Source organism: Mannheimia sp. ZY171111 (assembly GCF_017750945.1).
Taxonomy (GTDB): Bacteria; Pseudomonadota; Gammaproteobacteria; order Enterobacterales; family Pasteurellaceae; genus Mannheimia; species Mannheimia pernigra.
In genome coordinates, this window is the sequence record NZ_CP046532.1 from 1,811,562 (window position 1) to 1,832,852 (window position 21,291).

23 protein-coding genes and 1 riboswitch are annotated in these 21,291 nt (G+C 36.4%); of the genes, 11 read left to right on the forward strand and 12 right to left on the reverse strand.

Annotated elements, in window-relative coordinates; genetic code table 11:
* The first annotated feature begins 120 nt into the window (after positions 1–120).
* Together GM698_RS08595 and GM698_RS08600 are read left to right on the forward strand one after the other, a co-directional pair.
* Positions 121–462 (forward strand): carboxymuconolactone decarboxylase family protein, encoded by a 342-nt coding sequence (locus GM698_RS08595; RefSeq protein WP_159630631.1) that lies wholly within the window; start codon positions 121–123, stop codon positions 460–462.
* An 11-nt stretch (positions 463–473) separates the two neighbouring features.
* Entirely contained in the window at positions 474–827 is a 354-nt protein-coding gene (locus GM698_RS08600; protein WP_176810196.1) for a rhodanese-like domain-containing protein, read from the forward strand.
* A gap of 223 nt (positions 828–1,050) precedes the next feature.
* On the opposite strand, the gene rplT is transcribed toward GM698_RS08600, so the two are convergent.
* From rplT to GM698_RS08635, 7 genes are all read right to left on the reverse strand, one after another.
* Complete coding sequence (rplT, locus tag GM698_RS08605; protein ID WP_005596075.1) at positions 1,051–1,404, reverse strand: 50S ribosomal protein L20; 354 nt, start codon at positions 1,402–1,404, stop codon at positions 1,051–1,053.
* 86 nt (positions 1,405–1,490) lie between these two features.
* Positions 1,491–1,688: a 50S ribosomal protein L35 gene (rpmI, locus tag GM698_RS08610; protein WP_005596065.1), complete on the reverse strand. Its 198-nt coding sequence runs from the start codon at positions 1,686–1,688 to the stop codon at positions 1,491–1,493.
* A gap of 249 nt (positions 1,689–1,937) precedes the next feature.
* Entirely contained in the window at positions 1,938–2,480 is a 543-nt protein-coding gene (gene infC, locus GM698_RS08615; protein WP_159631301.1) for a translation initiation factor IF-3, read from the reverse strand.
* A gap of 221 nt (positions 2,481–2,701) precedes the next feature.
* Positions 2,702–4,501 (reverse strand): DNA helicase RecQ, encoded by a 1,800-nt coding sequence (recQ, locus tag GM698_RS08620; RefSeq protein WP_176808748.1) that lies wholly within the window; start codon positions 4,499–4,501, stop codon positions 2,702–2,704.
* Positions 4,502–4,624: 123 nt separating this feature from the next.
* A complete protein-coding gene (gene cyaY, locus GM698_RS08625; protein ID WP_159630624.1) occupies positions 4,625–4,930 on the reverse strand; it encodes an iron donor protein CyaY in 306 nt (101 codons plus the stop codon).
* Between the two features lie 137 nt (positions 4,931–5,067).
* Positions 5,068–6,099 (reverse strand): tRNA (adenosine(37)-N6)-threonylcarbamoyltransferase complex transferase subunit TsaD, encoded by a 1,032-nt coding sequence (gene tsaD, locus GM698_RS08630; RefSeq protein WP_176808747.1) that lies wholly within the window; start codon positions 6,097–6,099, stop codon positions 5,068–5,070.
* A 74-nt stretch (positions 6,100–6,173) separates the two neighbouring features.
* Positions 6,174–6,950, reverse strand: coding sequence for an outer membrane protein assembly factor BamD (locus GM698_RS08635; RefSeq protein WP_176812691.1), 777 nt, complete (start codon positions 6,948–6,950; stop codon positions 6,174–6,176).
* Positions 6,951–7,091: 141 nt separating this feature from the next.
* On the opposite strand from GM698_RS08635, the gene rluD reads away from it, so the two are divergent.
* Both rluD and GM698_RS08645 read left to right on the forward strand, forming a co-directional pair.
* Positions 7,092–8,072, forward strand: a complete 981-nt coding sequence (gene rluD, locus GM698_RS08640) for a 23S rRNA pseudouridine(1911/1915/1917) synthase RluD (protein WP_176808745.1) — start codon at positions 7,092–7,094, stop codon at positions 8,070–8,072.
* A 79-nt stretch (positions 8,073–8,151) separates the two neighbouring features.
* A complete protein-coding gene (locus tag GM698_RS08645; RefSeq protein ID WP_159630616.1) occupies positions 8,152–8,274 on the forward strand; it encodes an entericidin A/B family lipoprotein in 123 nt (40 codons plus the stop codon).
* Between the two features lie 51 nt (positions 8,275–8,325).
* Here GM698_RS08645 and GM698_RS08650 read toward each other — a convergent pair whose 3' ends face one another.
* The 3 genes from GM698_RS08650 to GM698_RS08660 all read right to left on the reverse strand — a co-directional run bounded on the left by GM698_RS08650 (position 8,326) and on the right by GM698_RS08660 (position 11,383).
* On the reverse strand, positions 8,326–9,033 hold the full coding sequence (locus GM698_RS08650) for a YwiC-like family protein (protein WP_176812860.1): 708 nt from the start codon (positions 9,031–9,033) through the stop codon (positions 8,326–8,328).
* Positions 9,034–9,105: 72 nt separating this feature from the next.
* Entirely contained in the window at positions 9,106–10,080 is a 975-nt protein-coding gene (pfkA, locus tag GM698_RS08655) for a 6-phosphofructokinase (protein WP_176808744.1), read from the reverse strand.
* A 112-nt stretch (positions 10,081–10,192) separates the two neighbouring features.
* On the reverse strand, positions 10,193–11,383 hold the full coding sequence (locus GM698_RS08660; RefSeq protein ID WP_176810191.1) for an aminotransferase class V-fold PLP-dependent enzyme: 1,191 nt from the start codon (positions 11,381–11,383) through the stop codon (positions 10,193–10,195).
* Positions 11,384–11,980: 597 nt separating this feature from the next.
* On the opposite strand from GM698_RS08660, the gene GM698_RS08665 reads away from it, so the two are divergent.
* The 7 genes from GM698_RS08665 (at position 11,981) to GM698_RS08690 (ending at position 18,858) form a co-directional block, all read left to right on the forward strand.
* Positions 11,981–12,199 (forward strand): hypothetical protein, encoded by a 219-nt coding sequence (locus tag GM698_RS08665; protein WP_209289283.1) that lies wholly within the window; start codon positions 11,981–11,983, stop codon positions 12,197–12,199.
* Position 12,200: 1 nt separating this feature from the next.
* Positions 12,201–12,329, forward strand: coding sequence for a hypothetical protein (locus GM698_RS10700; RefSeq protein ID WP_256437768.1), 129 nt, complete (start codon positions 12,201–12,203; stop codon positions 12,327–12,329).
* Between the two features lie 951 nt (positions 12,330–13,280).
* Positions 13,281–13,631, forward strand: a complete 351-nt coding sequence (locus GM698_RS08670) for a hypothetical protein (RefSeq protein WP_021280430.1) — start codon at positions 13,281–13,283, stop codon at positions 13,629–13,631.
* 11 nt (positions 13,632–13,642) lie between these two features.
* The gene (locus GM698_RS10795; protein WP_371739891.1) at positions 13,643–14,218 is read left to right on the forward strand and encodes a hypothetical protein; all 576 of its coding nucleotides are present in this window, start codon (positions 13,643–13,645) and stop codon (positions 14,216–14,218) included.
* The gene (locus GM698_RS10800; RefSeq protein ID WP_371739922.1) at positions 14,116–14,799 is read left to right on the forward strand and encodes a JmjC domain-containing protein; all 684 of its coding nucleotides are present in this window, start codon (positions 14,116–14,118) and stop codon (positions 14,797–14,799) included. Before GM698_RS10795 ends, GM698_RS10800 begins: the two co-directional genes overlap by 103 nt.
* Positions 14,800–15,757: 958 nt before the next feature.
* On the forward strand, positions 15,758–16,741 hold the full coding sequence (locus GM698_RS08685) for an HlyD family secretion protein (protein ID WP_245189259.1): 984 nt from the start codon (positions 15,758–15,760) through the stop codon (positions 16,739–16,741).
* Positions 16,741–18,858, forward strand: a complete 2,118-nt coding sequence (locus GM698_RS08690; protein ID WP_209289284.1) for a peptidase domain-containing ABC transporter — start codon at positions 16,741–16,743, stop codon at positions 18,856–18,858. The genes GM698_RS08685 and GM698_RS08690 overlap by 1 nt, the downstream gene beginning before the upstream one ends.
* Position 18,859: 1 nt before the next feature.
* Here GM698_RS08690 and GM698_RS08695 read toward each other — a convergent pair whose 3' ends face one another.
* Complete coding sequence (locus GM698_RS08695; protein WP_209289285.1) at positions 18,860–19,525, reverse strand: thermonuclease family protein; 666 nt, start codon at positions 19,523–19,525, stop codon at positions 18,860–18,862.
* Between the two features lie 49 nt (positions 19,526–19,574).
* A complete protein-coding gene (locus tag GM698_RS08700; RefSeq protein WP_176812687.1) occupies positions 19,575–20,936 on the reverse strand; it encodes a sodium:alanine symporter family protein in 1,362 nt (453 codons plus the stop codon).
* A gap of 118 nt (positions 20,937–21,054) precedes the next feature.
* A riboswitch (glycine riboswitch) is annotated at positions 21,055–21,151 on the reverse strand.
* Positions 21,152–21,291: the final 140 nt, after the last annotated feature.

A 21,291-nucleotide genomic window follows, 5' to 3' on the forward strand; every position in this document is an offset into this window, starting at 1 on the left:
TCTTTTCCTTAATTTGCGATTATTTCATTATAAAATGAACTTATTTGATAATAAAGTTTATTAAATAAACGCAATAATGCCACTGTTTTTTTATCATATCCCATAAAGGAGGAAATCAATATGTCTTCATTTCAAAATTGGTCAGAACACACGGCACATGTGAAACAATCTTTCGGTAAATTAGGGCAAAAGCACCCTAAAATGTTGGAAGCTTATAAAGCACTAGGTACTGCTGCAGCGGCTGAAGCTTTAGATCATAAAACGAGAGAATTAATTGCTTTAGCGGTTGCGATTACTACACGTTGTGAAAGTTGTATCAGCGTTCATGCAGAAGAAGCCGCAAAAGCTGGAGCTACAGAAAGTGAAATTGCAGGGGCATTGGCAACCGCAATTGCACTAAATGCAGGTGCTGCATACACTTATGCTCTACGTGCCTTGGAAGCAGTTGAAACACAAAAATAGGAGAGGCTAAGATGAAAAGGTTAGGTTGGATCTTAGGACTAATAATGGCAACACCAATAATGGTGAATGCTCAAGAAACGGTCGTTAAGCAAGTACAGCTTGAAAAAGCACCAGGTGTTTGGATTGATGTTCGTTCTGCTGAAGAATTTCAGCAAGGGCATTTAAGGGGTGCAATCAATTTAACACATATTGAAATTGCCGAACGAATTTCGGAAGTTGTGCCAGATAAAGACCAGCCAATTCATCTTTATTGCCGATCAGGGCGTAGAGCAGAAGTGGCAATGAGTGAGTTGAAGAAATTAGGCTATACTAATGTAACCAATCACGGTGGTTATGATGATTTAGTGAAATCTGGATTTAATTAAGCTCTTCTGAGCTAAATAAAATGAGTTTATAACATAAGGGCTATTTGATAGCCCTTATATTTTTTATAGCACAATATTTCTAATGCCTATAAGTGATAAGCAGCTTATGGATATTTGCAAAAAATATTCTAAATGAGACCGCTTGTTGTTCATTTACTTCTTACTTCTTAATAGCTATAAATAAAAAAGGACACCCTAAGGTGTCCTAGTATTGATTTTTTAATTAAAGAGCAGATTTTGCTTTTTCAACTAAAGCTGCAAAAGCAACTTTATCGAATACTGCGATATCAGCTAAGATCTTACGATCGATTTCAACAGAGGCTTTTTTCAAGCCGTTGATGAATTTGCTGTAAGATAAACCGTTTTGACGTGCTGCAGCATTGATACGAGCAATCCATAATTGGCGGAATTGACGTTTACGCTGACGACGGTCACGGTAAGCATATTGACCAGCTTTAATTACAGCTTGGAACGCAACGCGATAAACACGTGAACGCGCACCATAATAACCTTTAGCAGCCTTAAGAACTTTCTTATGGCGTGCTCTTGCAATAACACCACGTTTTACACGAGCCATTATTTAATCTCCTAAATTGTCTATTTTGATTTGGTAGACGAAATTTCGTCTCTAAGAATTACTATTCGTACGTTTGTGTTTTACGCTTATGCGTATGGTAAACACGCTACTACTAAAACTTGGTCAGCTTTCGCTACCATTGATTTATGACGTAAGTGACGTTTACGTTTAGTGGTTTTCTTAGTCAAAATATGACGTAAGTGAGATTGTTTACGTTTGAAACCGCCAGAAGCTGTCTTTTTGAAACGCTTAGCAGCACCACGTACTGTTTTAATTTTAGGCATTGTTAAAATAACTCCGCATTGTTTTGGTTAAATATTGGTAATTAGGCGGATTTCAGGTAGGGAAATTGTGTTTACTCCTACAGAAATCACTTGATGGCTCTTATTACCGTCCTCTGCAATTTACATTGCATTCATAAAAGCAAAATCAGGCTGCTGAGTATGCCTGTTTGCTTTGGTTTTTCAAATTGAAAAACGGACAGATTTTATAGGAACTGCCCGTGTTATGCAAGAACAAATTGAGTAAGTAAATTATTTTTTCTTCGGTGCAATCACCATTACCGCTTGGCGACCTTCCAATTTACCTGGTGCGGATTCCACCATTGCAATTTCAGCAGTATCGGCTTTCACTCGCTCTAATACTTCCATACCGATCTCCTGGTGAGCCATCTCACGTCCGCGGAAACGTACGGTAATTTTCACTTTATCGCCGTCTTCCAAGAATCGTACGATACTACGCATTTTAACGTTATAGTCGCCATCATCCGTACCTGGACGGAATTTGATTTCCTTGATTTGCACGACTTTTTGTTTTTTCTTCTGTTCTTTTGCGGCTTTTTCTTTTTCGTAGATAAATTTACCGTAGTTCATAATACGGCAAACTGGAGGCTCAGCATTTGGGCTGATTTCCACTAAGTCTAATGCCGCTTCTTCAGCACGACTTAATGCTTCTTGAATAGATACGATACCAACTTGTTCGCCATTTTCATCAGTTAAGCGAACTTCTTTCACTCCACGAATTTCATCATTAAGACGATGGGCGCGATTTGTTTGAACACGTTTTACAGGTTTAATAGCCTTATTCCTTCTGTTAAATTTATTTACAATCTTGAGATATTGGCTTACATCAGCGTCATTAGCAAAACCAATATGCAAAAAATATTGCTTTTTTGACCGCTTGTAAAGCGGATAAATAGTTTTTCATAGTGTCTGTTTTTGCAGTACAAAAAACAGATAAGCGTGCAAATTCTATAGCATTTTCAATGCGTATGCAATAATAAACGCTGACTTAGTGCCTATTTTCGGTTGTTTTGATGTTCTTTGATTAATGCCATAAATGCTTGGCCAAATCGTTCAAATTTTCGTTCTCCAACGCCATTTATTTCAAGCATCTCGATTTTTGAGGCGGGTAAAAATTCCGCCATTTCCTGTAGTGTCGCATCATTAAAGACAATATAAGGCGGAATATTTTCTTTATCGGCAATCTGTTTACGCAAGAAACGAAGACGAGCGAAAAGATCTTTGTCATAACGGTGACTAGCTTGTTTTTGCATAAATGTAGTGGTTGAAATACCCAGACGTGGTAATGCGAGTTGTAATGTTTTTTCACCACGTAAGAAAGGTCTGGCGCTTTCGGTTAATTGGAGAGCCGAATGGTTCGCAATATTTTGATAAATCAGCCCTAAGTGAATCAGTTGTCGTACCACATTTTGCCAATAGTGCTGGCTTTGCTCTTTTCCGATACCATAAACTGAAAGTTGTTCGTGGTTGTGTTCACGAATTTTCAGATTATTCATTCCTCGCAATACGGCAATAATATGGTGTTGACCAAAGATTTGTCCTGTTCGGTAAATCACCGACATTACTTTTTGGGCATCAAGTAATCCATCATATTTTTGAGGCGGATCTAGGCAAATATCACAGTTTTTACAATCTTCTTGTTTGTGTTCGCCAAAATAATTAAGCAAGACTAATCGGCGACAGGTTTGCGATTCGGCAAATTCTCCGATAGCTTGTAATTTATGCTGTTTAATATCTCGTTGTTCGCTCTCAGGCTCTTCTAAGAGGATTTTTTGTAACCAGCTATAATCGCTTGGATCGTAAAAAAGCATAGCTTCGGAAGGGAGATCATCTCGTCCAGCTCTGCCTGTTTCTTGATAATAAGATTCAATCGATCGAGGTAAATCAAAATGTATGACAAAACGCACATTCGATTTATTAATTCCCATACCAAAGGCGATAGTTGCGACTACAATTTGAATATCATCTCGTTGGAAGGCATTCTGTACGAATTCTCGCTGCTCAAAACTCATTCCTGCGTGATAACCCATAACACTGATATTTCGTGAGGAGAGTTTTTCCGTAATCTCTTCCACTTTTTTACGGCTATTACAATAAATAATGCCACTTTTTCCTTGCTGTTTATTGATAAATTTTAGTAGTTGTTCAAGGGGCTTAAATTTTTCTTGTACCGTATAGCGAATATTGGGGCGATCAAAGCTGCCTAGATAGATATGAGGAGAATGTAGGCGTAAATGGTATAGAATATCTGCTCGTGTTGTTGGGTCAGCCGTTGCAGTTAATGCCATTAATGGCACGCTAGGAAACGTATTTCTCAATCTGCCAAGTAGTGTGTATTCAGGACGAAAATCGTGCCCCCATTGAGAAACGCAATGGGCTTCATCTACCGCAATAAAACTAATTTTACAGAGTGAAATAAAGTGGAAAAAGCCTTGAGTCATCACTTTTTCAGGAGAAAGATAAAGCAATTTTAACTGTCCCGATAGGGCTTTTTGTTCTACTAATTGCTGCTCTTCAAGCATTTGAGTGGAATTTAGATAAGCTGCTTCAATGCCGTGAGTAATCAGTTGATCCACTTGGTCTTTCATTAAAGAAATCAGTGGTGAAATAACAAGAGTAATCCCTTCCAAACAAAGTGCAGGTACTTGATAGCAAAGGGATTTTCCACCGCCAGTTGTCATAATCACAAGGCAATCACGATTTTCCAAGACAGCATTAATCACTTCTTCTTGCCCGTCTCGGAATTTTTGATAGCCAAAGACATTATTTAAAACAGAAATTGCGGTAGTGTTCATTATTTTATTATATGCAAGAAGCACAGCGTGTGCCTGCAAGCGGTTTATTTTGAGGAAAAATTTGCAAGTATTGTTAGCAAATGTGATTAAAAGGATGCAGGTGGTGCATCCTAAATTCAGTTATTAGAAAGAAACGGTTTCGCCATGTCGAATAAAAGCCTCTTCTAAATGTTGCCAGAAAGTATTTCCTTCATCGGTTACCCATTCGCCATCAACATTTTTAAAGTGAATACCACCTAATTTACTGGCAAGCCATAACTCTAGCATAGCCTCTTGTTTATTGATAATGATCTGTGATTTATCATCAAAAGTTAAAGTACAAACGGCACCTTGAATCTCGGTATCAATCGATAAACCTTCATCATCAATTTTCTCTTCAATTTGTTGCCAAACGTGCTCTACGGCTTGATGGAATTGTGCTATGTTCATTTTCTGTCCTTAAATCTTAATGTAGGTTATTGAAAGTCATCAATTTTATGATAGGGTTATCTAATATTCATATGTTGCAAGCGGTCAGATTTCTTTAAATTTTTGAAAAAGTTTAAAGAAATCTGACCGCTTGAAGTCTATTTCATTCTGGGTAGTTCTGTCATTGGCCAGCGTGGTTTTACGCTAATACTTAAATCAGTGCGTTCACCACTTTTTAAACGTAAAAAACCTGTGTAGGCAATCATTGCACCATTATCAGTACAAAACTGCGGGCGAGGATAAAAAACTTCGCCTTTTAGTTTTTTCATCATATCAGCCATATCAGCTCGAAGCTGTTTATTAGCACTTACGCCACCAGCCATTACTAGGCGTTTATAACCAGTTTGCTCTAATGCTCGTTTGCATTTGATTAAAATAGTATCCACAACTGCTTGTTGGAATGCGTGAGCAATATCACAACGAGTTTGTTCTTCTAACTCGCCATTTTTATTGAGATTTGCCCTAATAGTATTGGCGGCAAATGTTTTTAAACCTGAGAAGCTAAAATCTAAGCCTGGTCTATCTGTCATTGGGCGTGGAAATTTAAAACGATTAGGGGTAGCAGACTCGGCAAGCTTAGATAGTGCTACTCCAGCAGGGTAATCTAAGCCTAATAATTTACCTGTTTTATCAAAGGCTTCGCCTGCCGCATCATCAATCGATTCGCCTAAAAGTTCATATTGACCTACGCCTTCAACTTTGACTAATTGAGTATGCCCACCAGAAATAAGCAATGCTATAAAAGGGAATTGGGGGGCATTTTCTTCTAACATTGGGGCGAGCAAATGCCCCTCCATATGATGTACACCAAGGGCTGGCACATTCCAGGCATAAGCTAGAGAGCGAGCAATAGTTGAACCTACTAATAATGCACCAACTAAACCAGGACCTGCCGTATAGGCAATACCGTCAATATCACAAGGCTGAAGATTGGCTTCTTTTAAAGCTGCTTGGATTAACGGAAGTGTTTTGCGTATATGATCCCGAGAGGCAAGTTCGGGCACAACACCACCGTAATCAGCGTGCAGATCAATTTGGCTATAAAGCTGGTTTGCTACTAAGCCTTTTTTTCCATCATAAATAGCAACGCCAGTTTCATCACAAGAGGTTTCAATACCTAAAATTCGCATAATTTCCTAGTAAGCTTAAATAAGTCAGAAAGCCAAAAGGGGCGAACTCGCCCCTAATATTCTATTATTTTTAATTAGAATTGTTCGCCATATTCAGGTTTTGTCGGGATTGGTAGCGTTTTATTCTCGTATTCTTTAATTAATAGCTCCGTTTTTTGCTGAGAATCTTGAATACCTATTTGTCCAAATGCTTCTTTTAAATAAGGGAGTGCATTTTTAGTTGCTTCAGTATTTGGGTAGAAACGTAACATTTCTTCTACGCGGTTTACGACAGCAACATAAGCTTTTCGTTTGTTGTAGAATTTCACAATAGATAATTCGTGTTCTGCTAAACGGTTGAATAAATAGTTCATCCAGTTTTGGGCATCTTGTGCGTATTGGCTTTGTGGATAGTGTTTAACGATAGTTTGGAAATTGCCGTAAGCATTACGGACATTCACTACCGCACGAGAGGCTCTGTTTACCTTAAAGAAATCTTGCATAAAATTGTCACCTAAACGTGCATTTGAAAGGCCTGCAAGATAAAATACATAATCCATATTCGCCGCATTTGGATAAGTGCGAGCAAAACGTTCTGCAGCATCTAACGCTTTATAATATTCGCCGACTTTATACTGTGCATAAATTAAACTTAATTGAGCTTGTTCACCCAAGCCTGAATATTGAAAACCTTTAGCCCCCATTCCTTCTAAATAACGAATAGCAGAATTATAATCGCCATTTTGTAAATAGGTTTGCCCTTTGTTATAAAGATCTTGAGCACTGGATTGTTCGATGTCTTTATTAGAACTTGAGCAGCCCACAACAAGTCCTGCTAATGCTAATGTGGCAAGAGTTTTAAATTTACGCATATGTTTTACCTATAATGAAGTGTCTGAAACAAAAAGTTAATGTACAATAGCCTCAGACTAAGAATAACTTATGAAGTTCATCTCGCTATTTTATATAACATCACGCAAGTAAGCAAATGACTAATTAGGATTTATATTTTAATGACTACTCAACAAAAGATTTTGACAGCAGAAATTACTGCAGATTTATTAGGTGCTCGTTTAGATCAAGCGTTAGCACAACTTTTTTCAGACTATTCACGCTCACGCATTAAAGTATGGATTGAAAGTGATTTAGTTAAGGTAAACGGCAATATTGTCAATAAGGCACGAGAGAAGGTATTTGGTGGTGAAACTGTTGAAATCAGTGCGGAAATTGAGGAAGAAATTCGCTTTGAGCCACAAGATATTCCACTCAATATTGTATATGAAGATGACGATATTATTGTCATCAATAAACCGAAAGAGTTGGTGGTTCACCCAGGAGCTGGCAATCCAGATGGAACCGTATTGAATGCGTTGTTACATTATTATCCACCTATTGCTGAAGTGCCACGAGCAGGTATTGTGCATCGTTTAGATAAAGATACAACAGGTTTAATGGTGGTGGCAAAAAATATCCCAGCTCAAACGCATTTAGTTACAGCATTGCAAAAACGCCGTATTACTCGTGAGTATGAAGCAGTGGCAAGTGGTATTATGACTCAAGGTGGTAAAGTAGATGAGCCAATGGCTCGTCATTCTACAAAACGCATAGCAATGGCGGTACATCCAATGGGGAAGCCTGCGGTAACGCATTATCGTATTATGGAGCGTTTTCGTAACTACACTCGGCTGCGTTTACGCTTAGAAACAGGGCGTACTCACCAAATTCGTGTCCATATGGCTCATATTGCTCACCCATTATTAGGCGATCAACTATATGGTGGCAGACCTCGCCCACCGAAAGGAGCAAGTGAGGCATTTTTAGCGACTTTACGCAGTTTTCAACGCCAAGCATTACACGCGATTATGTTACGCTTAGAGCACCCAATTACAGGTGAATTAATGGAATGGCACGCTCCGTTACCAGATGATTTTGTTGAATTACTTCAAGTATTAAAAGAGGATTATAAGCTTTATAAAGATGAATTAGATTATTAATTTAGAGTGTTGCTTTTGTAATTTAAAATTGTTATATTGAAGCCGTTTTCATAACAAACAAAAAAATAAGGAGCGTTTTATGAAAAAATTAGTATTAGCAATTTTAGCAAGTGCAACTTTTTTAACAGCATGTAATACAGTTGATGGTGTTGGCAAGGACGTTGAGAAAGCTGGCGATAAAATCCAACAAGCTGCACAATAAGAATAATAAAAAAACCTCTGGAAGAACCCAGAGGTTTTTTTATAGGTTAAATTATAATATTAAAGCAATGAAAAAAATCAGCATAACAGGAAATTCTAACATTCCAATTTGTTTTACGTTTAACCCTAAACTTGGCACAATAATGGCACGAACAGTTGCAATTAAATAAGCAAAAAAGAGCGCTTGTAGTGAGACTAGGCTATAAGTTATCGCTAACAATAAGTGTGTTGCAATGCTGATCTCCATATAAATCGGGTTTTTACGCTCTCGTACCATACTTTTTACATAGAAAGTGGTGGCTATAAAAAAGAGTGTAGGGTGGAGTAAAACCTCAATGTGATATTGCGACGTCACAAGATAAGACGCTGCCATTCCTATTACCCCAAAGATTAAAATTCCTGCAATATCATTCCATAAATTCCGTTCATCTTTTTGTTTTGCAAAGTAAACTTGAATCAATCCAAGCGGTAGAATTATGATTAAAAATTGCAAAATAGCAGGTTGTTGATAAATCACAGGCAGAGCAAAGAATAAGCTTAAAGCAAAATAAATTTTTGCCCATTTTTTATTGCGTTCAGTGGTTTTTTTGCTAAATAGAGAAAGAAATGGGTAAGAGAAAAAATAGAGTGATAACCAAGAAAGTCCAAAGAATATGTGTAAAGTCATAAAACCATTTTTTATTACGGCATAAAGAAAAGGCAAAATAGCCATTGCTAATGCACCATGTTGGTTGGATATCACGGGTTTATCTTTTAACATCATTAATCCTTACATTTGAATATAAAAAGGCGACCATTTTAGTTTTAGTCGCCTTTAAAATTTTAAGGAGTGTTAGAATAATTTTCTAGAGGTCTCGTATAATTCCTCTTTAAACGGACGACGCATATTATTAATCGCATCAATAATATCGTGGTGAACTAATTGTTCATTTTGGATACCCACGCAGTGGCCACCAAAACCTTGAAGCAATAATTCTACGGCATAAACGCCCATACGGGAGGCTAAAATACGGTCGAATGCACAAGGTGTGCCACCACGTTGAATATGGCCTAACACCGTTGCTCGGGTTTCATTACCAAAGCGAGCTTCGATCTCTTTTGCCAGTGCGTGAACATCCGTCATTAATTCAGTAATTGCAATAATAGAGTGGCGTTTTCCTTTGCGGAACCCATCTTCAATGCTTTTCATTAATGCATCTTTGTCTAGCCCTTTTTCTGGTACGATCACATATTCACAACCACCAGCAAGTGCCGCACTCAGGGTTAAATCACCGCAATGGCGGCCCATAATTTCTACAATTGAAATACGTTGATGAGAGCTTGATGTATCACGCAGGCGGTCAATTGCAGCTAATGCGGTTTCTAATGCGGTTTGATAACCAATCGTATAGTCGGTACCCACAATATCATTATCAATTGTACCTGGAATCCCAATACACGGATAACCAAACTCTTCAGTTAAGAGTTTCGCGCCCATATAAGAGCCATCGCCGCCAATGACCACTAATGCATCAATATTATATTTTTTTAATGTTTCAACACATTTTTTACGAACTTCGGGGCGTTTGAAATCAGGAAAGCGTGCTGAACCTAAAAATGTACCGCCACGGTTAATCGTTTCTGACACGGAGTGTCTATCAAGTGGAAGGACTTTATCGTGATAAAGCCCGTAGTAACCATCTTGAATACCACAAACAGTTAAGCCTTCATTTAACGCTGAACGCACCACGCCACGAATGGCAGCATTCATTCCTGGTGCATCTCCGCCACTGGTTAATACCGCGATTTTTTTGATTTTTTTACTCATTTAAAAACACCTTGTTGATAAATTAAATTTAAAATGAAAACTGAGGTAAAGATTACAATATTCAGCCTTTTCATTCTACTAAAAAATGTGTATTTTTTGATTTAGCTTAGCTTTATTGTAAAATTTCCAACGCTAAATCTAAAGCGTTGAAAAAATGCTCAATATCTTCTTTTGTATTGTAATGAGCCAGAGAAAGGCGAAGCGTGCCACTTTCTTGTAAATAACGCAAATAAGGTTTCGCACAATGTTCACCTTGGCGGATAGCAATCCGACGTTGAGTAAGAAAAGCGGCAATATCAGCAGGGTGCTGATTTTCAATGATAAAGCTAATGGTTGGCGTATTTTGTTGCCCGATAATTTGCACATTTTGATAAGAATTTAACCGCTTGCGGGTGTATTCCGCTAACGCATAAAGCGGATTATTGAGCCTTGAAAGATCGAAATTTTGCAACCAAGCCAGCACTTGTCCAAAACCAATAATGCCCGCAATATTTGGCGTGCCAGCCTCTAAACGATAAGGCAAATCTGCCACAATCAGCTCATCTTCCGTAATGTTTTTCAACATTTTTCCGCCAAATACAAGCGGTCGAATTTGCTCCAAACTTTGCAATTTACCTGTTAGTACGCCCACACCGTTTGGTCCATACATTTTGTGTGCGGAAAAGGCGTAAAAATCAGCACCAAGTTTTTGCACATCAACTTGTTCGCAGCACACCGCTTGAGCTATATCCAACATAACTTTAGCGGAAGAATATTGGCGAATCATCGGAATAAGTTGCTCTGCCGCTTGGCGAACGCCTGTAACATTGGAAACCAAATTAAAGGCAACGATTTTGGTTTTTTTCGATAACGCATTTTTAAGTGCTTCAGGCTCAATTTGATATTTGTCATTAAGCGGTAACACAATAAGTTTTGCCCTGGTACGTTCTGCCAGTTGCTGCCAAGGAATAAAATTGGCGTGATGTTCTGCCACCGAAATCACAATTTCATCACCTTGCTTAATTCGATGTTCTAAGCCATAAGCGACTATATTGATACTTTGGGTTGTGCCACTCGTCCAAATCACTGCTTCACAAGTTTCTACATTGAAGCGTTTTGCAACTAAATCACGAGCCAGTTCATATTGTTCCGTTTGTGGTAAATCGTACTGACTGCGATGCACTGAACCCGCAGAGGAGTAAAACTCACTTGTTGCTTGAATAAGTACATTAGGCTTTAGGGTTGTGGCGGCAGAGTCTAAATATGTCCAACCATCCGATTTTTCAAAAAAGGGGAAGTGGGTACGGAATAGGGCGTTAGGCATAAGTTAATTCCTAGGATTTTTTTGAAAATTTAGTTAACAAGAAAGCACTTATTATAAAGAAATGTTTTGAGATAAGAAGCATTTCAAGAAATAAAAGGATTTATTTTGTTAACTTCCTGTTAAATTGTTGTTGACTAATAAAATTGTTTTTATAAAATCCATATAAAAAATATGGTCTATTTGGAGGGGTAAAAAATAAACGTTACTAACGTATGAAAAGAATAAGATAATCTATATTTTTTTAGAATGCTCTGAAATATATTCTATTTATTTTAACCTAAGGGAGGTTATATGAAACCTTTTTTTAAATAATAAAATCATAAATATATTTTTGTTTTATATTTTTATATATTGTATATCTTTAATAATATCATCATTTTTAATGTGCATGTTGCTTATTTTTATTTTGGAATATTATTTTTTAATTATTTTAAGAAAATAGTCACTTTTTTGTTAAAAGTGTGACGTTTATTTTAGCTGAGTTTTTAGTTTTATATTTAATGCTGTAATATGTTTGTATGTGAGGTTTTTATGTATCTTAAAGTATTGTTTTTTACATCAAGTATTTTGCTTCCTTTTGTATATAAGGATATTTGTATGTCAGCAAATAATAGTCTTTATTTTTTTATGAAAAAAACTATATGGAAGGTTTTGTTTTTTTTGATGCTGTCTAATTTTTTCTTTTTTATAAAAGATGGATATATGAAGGAACTTAATGTTTTATATATTGTGGAAGATGTTGTAAGTATAGTATTATTTTTAGAATTATTTTTAATATTGGTTTTTGTGATCAGAATTAGATTAAAGGGAGAATGAAATGAAAGAACTATCAATTTTACAATTAAGCTTAGTAGTTGGAGGGAATTCTGAAAATAAGGCTAATCAACCAGATCTTGTATCTTATGGCGTTGCTTTTGCTACAGGGTTTGCAAGAGGGGGGCTTTAGGCGGTTTATCAAGTACTTCTGTTAATTTAGCCCTTGATTTAGCGAGGAGCCTACCTATTACAATACATGAAAATTCTTTACCTAGCGGTGTAAAAGAATTAATTCCATCATCTTTACCAATAAAGCCTACGTTTGGAGTTCCAGGTAGAACGAATAATAACCAATCTGGCTCAAACTACGATTGTGGTGATGGTACAGATTATCAAGGCTAGTGGAGATGAAAATGAAAATTCAATTTCCAATTTCTTATCAAGAATTTCGTGAAAACTATTTTGAGAAAAAACGTTTTTAATTAAAGGTGCTATAGAGAGGCAAGATTTGCTTTCTTGGAGGGCTATCAATGAAGTATTACTTCGTTGTGATTTACTTTCTGAAGATGCAATTAAAGTAATGTATAAAGTAGGTTGAAATACTTTAATGGAGAGAGTATGGTGGATTTTTCTATTTTGATATTAGTTATAGTATTGCCTGTTATTTTTGTGAAAGTTGTAGATGTACTGTTGCTTAGTAAGTTAGATATGAGTAAGGAAAAAAATGACAAATGCCAAATAATAATATATTTATTTATAATAATTTTACTTGGGACATATAAGAGCTATTTTATTTAAAAATAAATAAGAGGAGAGAAAATGAAAGATCTTAGTATTAAGGATTGTGAAATAATATATGGAGGCATAGCCCCTTTTTTGTGGTGGGCTGGTGCTGGTATTGCATCATATGTGGGAACTAAATTATACCACCCTACCACTAGTATTTTAGTTTATACGGCTAGATAAATATGATTTTTGAAAAAATATTACTTATATTGATTATCCCATTCATATTATCAAGAATTGTGTCTATTCTTCTTGTAAAGAAGATTGTAAAAAATAAAAATGTACAAGATGTTATTGAGGCTATAGTTCTAATAGTATTTGTTGTAATTATAAACATTATAGAGGAATATCTCTTATGAAAGAGTTAAAAATTGAGGATTGCCAATTTGTTTCGGCAGGCTTTGCACCTGTTATTGTAGGAGCTGTTGCTGGAGCTGCATATTATGTTGGGAATAGTATGATTTCTGGGGAAAAAATGACTTGGGAGAGTTTGGGAGCATCAGCTATAGGTGGGGCTATTGGTGGCGGTATTGGAGCAACAATGAAAGCTGGTGCGGTGACAGTGTCAACCTTATCTGCTTTAGGTGGTGGTATGGGGGAGGGCTTGTATAAAAGTACTTCTCAAGGTATCAAAAATAGTATTGGTATAAAGGCGAGTTGCAATCAATCAGGTTCGGATTATGGTGATGGATGTGATTATCAATAAGAGAGTATATTATGAAAATTCAATTTCCAATTTCTTATCAAGAATTTCGTGAAAACTATTTTGAGAAAAAACCACTTTTAATGAAAGGAGCAATATCTCAGAAAGATTTACTTTCTTGGAAGTCAATAAATGAAATATTACCTCGCTGTGATTTAATTTCTGAGGATGCAATTAAGGTAATGCATAAAGGGAAAAGGGCTCATAAAAAAGATTATTTAGAAGAATATAATGATCTAGGTACTATTCGTTATAAATTTCAAGAGGAAAATTTATATAGTTTTTTAAGAGATGGAGCAACATTAGTCGCAAATGGTATTGTAAATGAACCAAGTGTTGATTGCTTCTCTCAAGAGATAGCTCAATTTACAGGCTGTCATATTTTTTCAAGTTTATATATTGCGTTTAATACTCAAAGATCTTTTAAAAGCCATTGGATAGTCGTGATATTTTTGCAGTTCAAATGCAGGGTAAAAAGCGTTGGATTATTCACACTCCAACATTTAAAAAACCATTGTTTATGCATCGTAGTAAAGATATGCCTGAATATGCTCCTAATCTTGATGATGTATATATGGATATTGTATTAGAAGCTGGAGATGTTCTTTATTTACCTCGTGGCTGGTGGCACGATCCTATTCCTGTTGGAGAAGAAACTGTGCATTTAGCTGTAGGCATTTTTCCTGCTTATACTCATAACTATCTGACTTGGGTATCTCAAAATATGGTTGAGAAAGAAATTGCCCGAGCTTCTTTATCGCATTATGAGTCAGATAAAGAGTTGATAGCACAGCTGGCAGAACACACAGCAGAATATATTAAAGATAAAGAGAATTATCGCAAATTTATTGAGAATTTTTATGATCAGAAGCGGATTGAAAAGCCACTTAATTTGGAAACTTTAGGAAATTATCAATATAACTCTATTTCGGAAAATCAAAAAATTTCATTTAAAACCAAAAATCATTACTTTGGTTATGAAAATAAGATAATTTCAAATGGATATGGTATTTCTCTTGACGAAGAGTTTGGAGATGTTATTAAATCTCTTAAACAGGGTTCGGAAGTTTCATTAAATGATATTTTAGAAAAAGTATCAGAAGATAAAAGAGAGAAGATTTCCCAGCTTATTTGGCAGTTATCTTATATTGGTGTGCTAAAATTAAGTTAAATGTGTGGGAATTTACATATATGGTTATTTTGTTAGCCTCTAATAGAGGCTAATATTAAAATAATTTATTAGGTTAAGCTATTTGTTCTCTATTTTTAATTATAAATATAGGTTATAAGTGAATGGGATGTTATTATTGATTCTTAGGGCGTTATTACCTTTAAATGTTATCTGCTTGTGTTAACTGTCAAGAATATGAGAAAAAGGATGGTGAATGTTATTATTTTTCCTATGGAAGTGGAAAGGCAAAAGATTCTGTTAGGAAAGGAATAGAGTATAATAGATTTTTAAGAGAGAATAAGCCTTATTTCATAAGTGGCAATCATTGAATAATATATCTTGTCTGTATAGATGTAAGATTAATTAATGTATGTAACTAAATTTTATTGCGAGTGTTTTATGAGATTTGTTACTGTAATTTATATTGCGTTTATTTATTTTATGATTTACCGATTTGTTTATCCATTGTTACCATTCGAGTGTGGAGTGGCTATTTATGACATTGTGTTTTTTTTCTTTCTGATTGCCTATTGTTTTCTTCAAAAACGATTGTGATATATTTTAGACTGGTAGTGTTTAAATTTTTAATATGATTATTTTATTAACTTTATATTTTTTATAAAATTATATCTTTATGTATATAGAAATAAGAATGATAATGTAGTTGTATAAATTGGTATTATATGTTCAGAAAATAAGCTATTGCATATCAGTCAAAAAAATGGAAAAGCACTGCGGTACTATTTAGCAGAATTCCTGCTTGGTTTGTCTTTTTCATTTCTTTCTTTATTTTTGCTGCATTTATTTTATTTATTGTTTTTGGCAGTTATACCCGCCGTGAAACTGTTGTTGGTGAGTTAGTAATGCAAGCTCATCCAATTATTCTTTCTGCTCCTAAATCCGGTTATATATCCGAAAATTATATTCAGCCTCATCACAAGTGAAAAAAGGTGATCCTTTGTTTAAAATTACCTTAGACAGAATTACCCATAGTGGCAATATTAATGTGAATTCTATTCTTTCTCTGAAATCACAAATTCAAGCAACAGAACAAGCGATCACAGCTTTAAATAAGAATAAGTTAGAAACCATTAATAGCCTTGAAAATCAGATCAAAAACAATCAAAAAATTTATCAAGATAAACAGGTTTATTTAGTTGAAGTTGAAAAAACAATGAATGACTATGCCGATTTAGTAAAGCGTTATGAGAAATTATTAAAAGCAGGGCATTCCAGCTATGATGAAGTAAATATTCAGAAGAGTCGATATTTTCAACAAAAATCCCTCTTTAATGAATTAAAGCAAGAATTAATTCAATTAAAATCCACCCAACTTAGCTTGGAAAATGAAATTGAAACCCGTAAAACCGAATTTAATAATCAGATTATTCGCTATGAAATGCAAAAAAGCGATTTAAACATTCGTTTAATGGAATTTGAATCTGTTTCAGATATTATTGTGAATGCTTCAGTTGATGGAAAAATTGAAAGCATTAGCGTTACCGTTGGGCAAATTATTAAAGAAAATGACCCGCTTGCACAAATTCTGCCACAGAATAAAGGAAATTATCAGCTAGTAATGTGGGTACCAAATAGTGCCATTTCATTTATTAAACAAGGCGATGAGGTGAATATTCGCTATGAGGCTTTTCCGTTTGAAAAATTCGGGCAGTTTAAGGGCAAAATCACCTCAATTTCTACTTTACCCGCCTCTCTTCAAGAGCTGAGTTTTTATAAAAATCTCCCTGCAAATTTAGAGCAAGGTATTCCGCTTTATAAAATTTTAATTGAGCTTGCCGACCAAAGCGTAAAATATCACGATACCACCCTCTATTTTATGAGTGGAATGAAAGCCGAAGCCACGCTGTTTTTAGAAAAACGCAAGCTTTATGAGTGGATTCTGTTCCCTATGTACCAACTAAGCAAGAATATGGAGCAATAATGAAAGGCATTGAACAGTTAAAATTCGGCTTTCGGCGAAAAATGCCTGTCATTTTACAAACCGAAACGGCAGAATGCGGTTTAGCTTGCTTGGCAATGATGTTGGGGTATTACGATAAAAGTACCAATCTCTTTGAGCTGCGTAGCCAATATGGGACTTCCTCTCGTGGCGTCACGCTACATACTTTAATTTCTATTGCTAATGATTGTGGCTTTGTTACCCGCCCTCTTTCATTGGAATTAGATGAAGTACCGCAACTTCGTCTACCTTGTATTCTACATTGGGATTTTAATCACTTTGTTGTACTCACCCACGTAACGGAAACCCATTTCACGGTTCACGACCCGGCTTTCGGTAAACGAAAATTATCCCGTGCCGAATTTTCCAACCACTTTACTGGTGTGGCATTAGAAGTGTGGTCGGAAGTGAAATTTGAAAAGCAGAAAAATGAAAATACAATTAGCCTCTATGAAACATTCAAAGGTATTTCTGGTATTAAAGGGGCATTAGTTAAAATTTTTGCTCTTTCTATGCTGATTGAACTGATCGCATTACTTATGCCGATAGGTACACAGTTAGTGATGGATCATGTGATGCACGCTAAAGATCAGTCACTATTGCTGATTATCTGTATCGGCTTGTTTTTATTTACTTTCTTCAGAACTGCCGTCAGTATGTTTAGGGCTTGGATTTCGTTGAAAATGAACTACTTAATTGATTTTCAGTGGACATCAAGCTTCTTTTCCCATTTATTAAAATTACCGCTTGATTTCTTTGAAAAACGCCAAGTGGGTGATATTCACTCCCGATTTAGTTCATTAAAAACGATTCAGAAAACCTTAACTTCGAGCATTATTGCTACAATTATTGATACCATTATGATTATCAGCCTAATTATTATGATGGTGCTATATGGTGGTTGGCTGTTTTGGGTAGTGCTAGCCTTTTCCTTTATCTATTTTATTCTCCGAATGGTTACTTATTTGATTTACCGCCAACTGAATGAAGAACAGATTATTAAAGGAGCAAAAGCACATTCTCATTTTATGGAAACCTTATATGGTATCACCACCTTAAAATCACTAGGGTTAGAAAATAAACGCCAAGAGCAATGGATGTCGCTCAATGCCGATGAGTTTAATACCTCTATCAAAGTTACTAAATTTAATATGCTGTTTTCAGGTATTCATACCTTTATTTCCACCATTGAGCAAATTCTGATTTTATGGATTGGAGCTACTATGGTAATTGAAAATGTGATGACGCTAGGTATGTTTGTGGCTTTTAATGCTTATAGAGGTTCTTTCTCTTCCCGAATGGGAAATTTGATTGATATTATCTTTAATTTAAAAATCCTTTCACTTCATCGGGAACGAATTGCTGATATTGCTTTAAATGAGGTTGAAGATAGCAGCAAATATCAAATGGATTTAGACGAACATCAACAAGCTAAATTGGAAATTAAAGATCTCTGCTTTAAATATGACCCTTTTGCAAAAAATGTGATTGAAAATTTGAATTTAACAAAAAATGTGATTGAAAATTTGAATTTAACAATAAATAGTGGTGAAAGTGTGGCAATTACCGCTCCATCAGGTTATGGAAAAACCACACTATTAAAATTGATGGCAGGCTTATTAAAACCGACTTCAGGTATGCTTTTATTTAACGATATGGATATTCACCAAATGGGTTCAAACCGTTACCGAACACACATTGCCTGTGTATTACAGGAAGATAAATTCTTTTCAGGCTCTATTTTGGAAAATATTGTTAGCTTTGAAAATCACTATGACAGAGAATGGGCGATGGAATGTGCTAAACTGGCGAATATTCACGAGGATATTATGGCAATGCCGATGAGCTATGAAACGCTGTTGGGGGAGCTAGGAAATAACCTCTCTGGAGGACAACGCCAGCGGCTTTTTATTGCCCGAGCCTTATATAAAAAGCCAAAAATTCTATTGATGGATGAAGCCACCAGCCATTTAGATGAAGAGAATGAGAAGCTTGTTAATCAAGCTATTTCACAAATTAATATAACAAGGATTGTTATTGCTCATAGACAATCTACCATTCAATCAACAGATAGAATTATTGCGTTGAATGAATGTTAAATTAATGTTTACGTTTTGATTTCCAATAAAGTGTATTGCACGGAATGCCGTCATTGTTACCGTCTAGTGCTTTCCAGCCACATTGTTGAAAGTAACATTTAGCAAGCTCATAATTGTTAATTTCATTACACTTTAGTTTCTTATGGCAGTTGATAGCTTTAGGTAGATTTGCAAAATTTTTACGATTTTTGACCGCTTGTTGAGGCACGTTTTGTTTTCGCCATTCGCTTGGTGGAACGGGAGAGCTGTCTTGCCATAAGCCAACTCTCGCTGTTTTTGCCCGTTGTTGTGCTTGCTCATATTGAGGTTTGGATGATTGATATGCCCACGCCATTCCCATTTCCACTAACTTCAAATTAACATTTTGCCCATTATGCAAATAAACTTCTGCTAAGATGCGTTGATAGTGGTCGTGGCCTTTTACCACAATTGTTACTTTTTTGCGAAACACCAATTTTAACAAGGCTTGTTTCGCACTATTGCCGTAGGGCTGAGGCTGTTCGGGAGCGTCAATATGCACCAAGCGGACCTTGAGCTTGCTTTTATTTAAAAGACAAGTTAAGGTGTCGCCGTCACTAATTCCCACTACTTTACACTGCAAGTAGCGGTCGGCTGCGTGGGCGCTTGATAGCAATAAAGCAAAAATCAGTGTGTAGAAAAATTTCATAAATAAAAAATAGAGGCAGAACACCCTCTATTTTATCCGTTTTTTTAGTTTATTTCTCTTTTTTCAGCCTAGAGAAGAAATTTTTTGTTTCCGCCAAAATCACTTTGCGTAGAGCAAGCAGGGCAATCAGGTTTGGGAATGCCATTAGGCCGTTGAGAATATCGGCGATCGTCCAAATGGTATCCAATTTTAAAAATGGGGCAGTGGCAATCAAACCGATAAACAGCAAACGGTAGAACTTCAGAAATTGGGTTTTGCCTTTGGTTAAGTAAACAAAGCAGCGTTCGCCGTAGTAGCACCAACCGAGAATGGTGGTGAATGCGAAAAATACTAATGCAAGCGTGACAATCACTGCACCAAACGAGCTATCTAAGCCTTGCGTGAAGGCAGTGGTGGTTAAAACCGCCCCTTTTACATCTGTTGTCCACGCCCCTGAAATCACAATCACTAAGCCTGTCATTGTACAGACGATAATGGTGTCTAAAAACGTGCCAGTCATTGAAATTAAGCCTTGTCGCACAGGCTCTTTGGTTTGGGCTGCTGCGGCAGCGATAGGTGCTGAGCCCAGGCCTGATTCGTTTGAGAAAATACCTCGGGCAACACCATATTGAATCGCTTGCATTACGGTAAAGCCGAACGCTCCACCAAGTGCGGCTTGCGGATTGAACGCCGCGTGAATAATGGTGGTAATTGCCGCTGGTACTTTCTCGGCGTGGATTAAAATCACACAGAGTGACGCAACCACATAGCCAATCGCCATAAATGGTACGATAATTGTTGCAATTTTAGAGATGCGTTTCACGCCGCCTAAAATAATTACCGCAACCACTAAGGTTAAAATAATGGCACTGAAAATAATCGGCACATCAAAGGTAGATTCCAAAGAGGCGGTAATGCCGTTTACCTGTGGGAATGTTCCTACGCCGAGTAGGGCAACCAGTACACCGAAAAAGGCAAAGGCTTTAGCAAGCCAACGCCATTTTTTGCCCATTCCTAATTCAATATAGTACATCGGCCCACCTGCTACAAAGCCTGCTTTATCTTTAGTACGATATTTAATCGCAAGCAAGCCTTCAGCGTATTTAGTTGCCATACCAAATAGTGCAATAAGCCACATCCAAAATAATGCACCAGGTCCGCCCGAATGAATAGCGGTAGCTACACCGACAATGTTCCCCGTCCCGATAGTTGCGGCAAGTGCGGTAGAAAGCGCTGCAAAAGCTGAAATATCCCCTGATTGCCCTTTTCCTTTTTCAGGCTTGAACATATAAACAAAAGCTCGTCCAAGTTGACTTAATTGAATGCCTTTGAGTGAAAGTGTGAAGTATAACCCTACGCCTGATATTAAAATCAGTAGTGGAGCTCCCCAAATAATATTGTTGATTTGATTAAGAATTGCGTCTAATGACATTAAATACTCCTCGTAAAAATAGCTTACAAGGAAAGAAAAGCAGGAATTAGAATACAAGCGGTCAAAATCAAGCCATTTTTTGCAAATGTAAAAATGCTGTACCACTAAATAGATTTTACTTTTCTCCCCTGTCCTTTTGCCTGAGCGTTTCACACATTATTGTATTTTCGCCTTCGGCGGCTGATATTTAATCAGCTCTCTCCAAGGGTTCGTCCAGTAACTGTCCTCGCAGCTCAAAATTAAAGCTGCACCTGAAAGAGTTTACCTCGTCGGTGAAATGTTAATTCATTTCTCTCCAGCTACCTTCATCCGAACAATCTTATTTATTTAATTTTAGAAATAAAAAAGAGTGGCA